Source organism: Verrucomicrobiota bacterium, from assembly GCA_027622555.1.
Classification (GTDB): Bacteria; Verrucomicrobiota; Verrucomicrobiia; order Opitutales; family UBA2995; genus UBA2995.
In genome coordinates this window covers 1-3,713 of record JAQBYJ010000225.1, presented here as the reverse complement: position 1 = coordinate 3,713, position 3,713 = coordinate 1, and the positions used below count along the sequence as shown (strand labels likewise).

Here is a 3,713-nt window from a genome sequence, read left to right as displayed (position 1 = left end):
CATCTGGTGGGATGTTTTAAGCCTTTCATACCCTGTGGTTGTTGTTCGCTTCGCTGTCGGCCAAGGCCTTATTGCCACAGGGTTTTGATTAACTTCTTAAATCGTGCTCTTTTGCAGGTGTTTGAAACTATGAGGTTACAACGAGGCTCTATGAAGCATGGAAAAATGTAGCGGGCCAAAAGAGCGGCCAACAATACCGGATGTTACTTACTCGGTGAAACCGTATAAACGATTTCCACTTTTTCGATAAGTCCTTTTTCCCTGAGTTCGGGGCGAAGCGTGTTGAGCCAGTGCTCACTTTCGTAAAAGCCGGCCCGTTCGGCCGCCATGTTGGCTTTGTTGGAATACTGACGCATCCAAACAAACAGGTTCTCATCCTCCAACGTGCGATAGGCCGCCACAATCTTGATGCCTGCCTTTTCCTGCGGCTCAACCAATTTGTCATGAAAGAAGCGTTCCCACTCATCCATTTTCCCAGCGGGTATTTTATAAACTCGCACCTCGATGATGGGTTCCTCGTGGTGGGCGGCGGATACAAATGAGTTGAGACCGAGGCTCATGATAAGCATGACCGCAACAGGTAAGAAGATACGATTTAGAGATTTCATAGGGTGATAATGATATAGTTTAAGTTTTAGTTAACCACTGATGAACCCATATTGCTAGCCCCCTTTTTCCCGTTGCAAATGAAACTGGATTGATGATTTATCAGAACACATCATCTTTCAGATTCATCGAAAAATGAGGAAACAGTTTCCAGTTATGGCAGAATTAACAGATAAAGTACAGACCGACTCGAAAGAGCGAGAAACGTGGAACCACAAGACTCCAGTGACCTTTTCGCCGCTGTTCGATTGGCCACCTAATCCGAAAGCCTCCTTCGTCGCACTGACCAAGCGTTGGGTGACTGTGTCGCGGAACGTGCTCTTTCTGTTGATGGCCTGGCTGGTCTACCGGTTTTTCCTACAGGACCTGTCGCATATGCAGTCGCTGTCTGTGCATTGGATATGGCCTATCTTCTTTCGCAATTTGCTGTTCATGCTGGTGATAACCGGTGGACTTCACCTGTATTTTTTCACCTTCCGAGCTCAGGGCAAGCGACTCAAGTATGATGCCCGTGAAGAGTTGGATAAGAGCCGCAAATTTTCGTTTCGCAATCAAGTTTGGGACAACATCTTCTGGTCCTTGGCCGGTGGGGCCACGGTTTGGTCGGCTTATGAAGTGCTCTATCTTTGGGGCCTCGCCAACGGTGTCATTCCAAGCTTCGCATTTGCCGCACACCCGGTCGTTTTTGTACTGTGGTTGCTCGTCCTGCCAGTTTTGACCTCGTCGCACTTTTATCTGATTCACCGGCTGCTGCACTGGCCACCGCTATACAGACGGGTCCACAGTTTGCACCACCGAAACATCCATATCGGACCCTGGTCTGGAATGTCGATGCATCCTGTCGAACAGATTATCTATGTTTCCTCGGCGCTGGTACATTTTGTCATACCATCGCATCCAGTGATTCTGCTCGTGCACCTGTACGGCCGATGCCTGGGACCAGCGTTCTCCCACTCGGGGTTTGAGAAATTGTTGGTCAAAGACACAGCCATTGTTGATTCAGCCGATTTCCACCATCAGTTGCATCACCGGTTTTTTGAATGTAACTACGGCACGGTCGACGCACCTTGGGATCGCTGGTTCGGTTCTTACCACGATGGATCAGATGAGGCAACCGTGCGGGTAAGAGAGCAACGCAAGCGTATGTACCGGAACAAGCCACCGGCTTGATTATCTCCTAGTAAAGGAAGTAACCGGTTCTGGAGGCTTGATACCAGGATTCGAACTGGGTCAATTGCCTAACTATCTCGTCGATGGAGCTTCGGCCTTCCGATACCATGCGCAATGTCGAATCCCCATACAGCAAATCAATTGCCGGAACCTTATCGATAAATTCATAGGGTTCTTTTCGCCATGCGAACTTACAGGGAAAAGTTTGTGCCGCAGCTATCAGCAGAGCCATGCCGAATCGGTAAGGCTGGAAGGTTTGGCGATCTTCCACCTGGATCTGAATCCCGCGGCAGAGTTTACCTGCGTGCTTTTGAAATTTCGGAGTGAAATCCACGACCGAGAGGGCGACTCCTGCTGTTGGAAGACCAACCTTTTTGGTGGCGTCAATCCATGCATTGGAATCAATCCAGGGAGCGCCTATCCACTCAAAAGGTCGATCCGTTCCTCTGCCTTCTGAAAGGTTGGTGGCTTCAAATAAACAAGCTCCGGGATAGATAATCGCAGTGTCCAGAAAAGGCATATTCGGGGAAGGTTTCACCCAGGGGATCGTTGTTTTGTCCAGATACTGTGATCGTTTCCAACCTACGGTTCGAATAACCTCAAGTTCGCAAAGGTGCGGCTCCAGGGTTGCTTCACCTTCTCCGAAACCGGTACGAAACATGGTTGCCAGTTCACCGAGGGTCATTCCATGGCGATTTGCGATGGGACCTATCCCGCAAAATGATCGACAGGCTTTGGTTAGGGTTGAGCCTTCGATCTGAAGACCACCGATGGGATTCGGCCTGTCCAGTACCACGACCTTCACTCCAGCCTGACCTGCAGCCCGCATACAATACGCCATCGTTTGAGAGAAGGTGTAATATCGGGATCCGATGTCGGGTAGGTCGACAATGAGAATGTCCAAATCCTGAAAGTCTTCGGGCGCTGGATACAGGCTTTCTATGCTGTCTCCATAGAGGCTGATGATTTCAATTCCTGTTGCCTCACTTGTTTCCCTCTCGATTGGAATCATGTCTTGAGCTGTGCCCAGGAATCCATGCTCTGCCGCAAACAATTTCTTCACTGTGCAGTGACTTTTCATCAGAAGGTCCACCAGGTGATTCCCTCGTGTGTCTATCGAGGCTTGATTGGAAAGGACACCTACTCTCGCGCCGTTTAAAAAAGCGAAATCTGTGTCTGCCCCGACATTGATTCCTGGAATTACTTTTGGCATGGCTACTCTTTATTAAATATTGCACCAACTTGAAAGCACACGATCTTTACCCTTACCGTGGTTAGTGGACAAGTTTTCGTTTCTTCACCAACCGGTGTACCTGTAACCGATGTGAGCGAGCCGTACCTGGCTGTTTGGTCCATATTAATAGGATACGTAGGGTTGGTGTTTTTGGAGTGGCGATGAATTTACCCGAGTGTTTCAAAAAATCGAGATGTGATGAAGAGCAAGGCGCAGACTGAAAGCCCGAGCGGGAGCGTAGATAACTACGTGACCAAGCGGGTTGCGGGCTGGAACGCAGCTCTTCGCGCATGTCGGTTTTAGCCTTCAAAAGCGCGTTTTCTAAGTTCATTTTTTGTGAGGATTTGAAATTAAATTATCATAACACGTTGTTTTTAAAACACTTAACTTGTGCGCTATAGAAGGCGTTTGAAACGTTTGGGTTTATCCAGTTGAAAGATGCGGCTCAGGCGAGGACGGTGCTTGCCGATGGCGAAGAGATCCGGGGGTGATCTTAGTGTCTTGTGTTTGGTTCCATACCTTCCTACCACCTAATACGTAATTGAGAGCTGGGAGTTTCCAACTACAAATAGCAGCTTGTTTAGAATCATGAAACACTTACTGAACTTCCCTGGTTTTTATACCACGGTATTTTTATTTGGCACGGTGATTGACGAGCATTTGGAATGGGATACCTAGATCATGCTGGGATTTTTCCTGCATG

The 3,713-nt window shown here is 48.5% G+C and carries 3 protein-coding genes; 1 reads left to right on the top strand and 2 read right to left on the bottom strand.

The annotated features are described in order from the left end of the window. Window positions 1-203: 203 nt before the first annotated feature. Window positions 204-608 carry an NIPSNAP family protein gene (locus O3C43_24980; GenBank protein ID MDA1069745.1) on the bottom strand — a complete coding sequence of 135 codons (405 nt, stop codon included), beginning with the start codon at window positions 606-608 and terminating at the stop codon, window positions 204-206. 154 nt (window positions 609-762) lie between these two features. On the opposite strand from O3C43_24980, the gene O3C43_24975 reads away from it, so the two are divergent. After that, window positions 763-1,776, top strand: a complete 1,014-nt coding sequence (locus O3C43_24975) for a sterol desaturase family protein (protein MDA1069744.1) — start codon at window positions 763-765, stop codon at window positions 1,774-1,776. Between the two features lie 7 nt (window positions 1,777-1,783). Here O3C43_24975 and O3C43_24970 read toward each other — a convergent pair whose 3' ends face one another. Further along, on the bottom strand, window positions 1,784-2,989 hold the full coding sequence (locus O3C43_24970; protein MDA1069743.1) for a DUF1343 domain-containing protein: 1,206 nt from the start codon (window positions 2,987-2,989) through the stop codon (window positions 1,784-1,786). Between the last annotated feature and the right edge of the window lie 724 nt (window positions 2,990-3,713).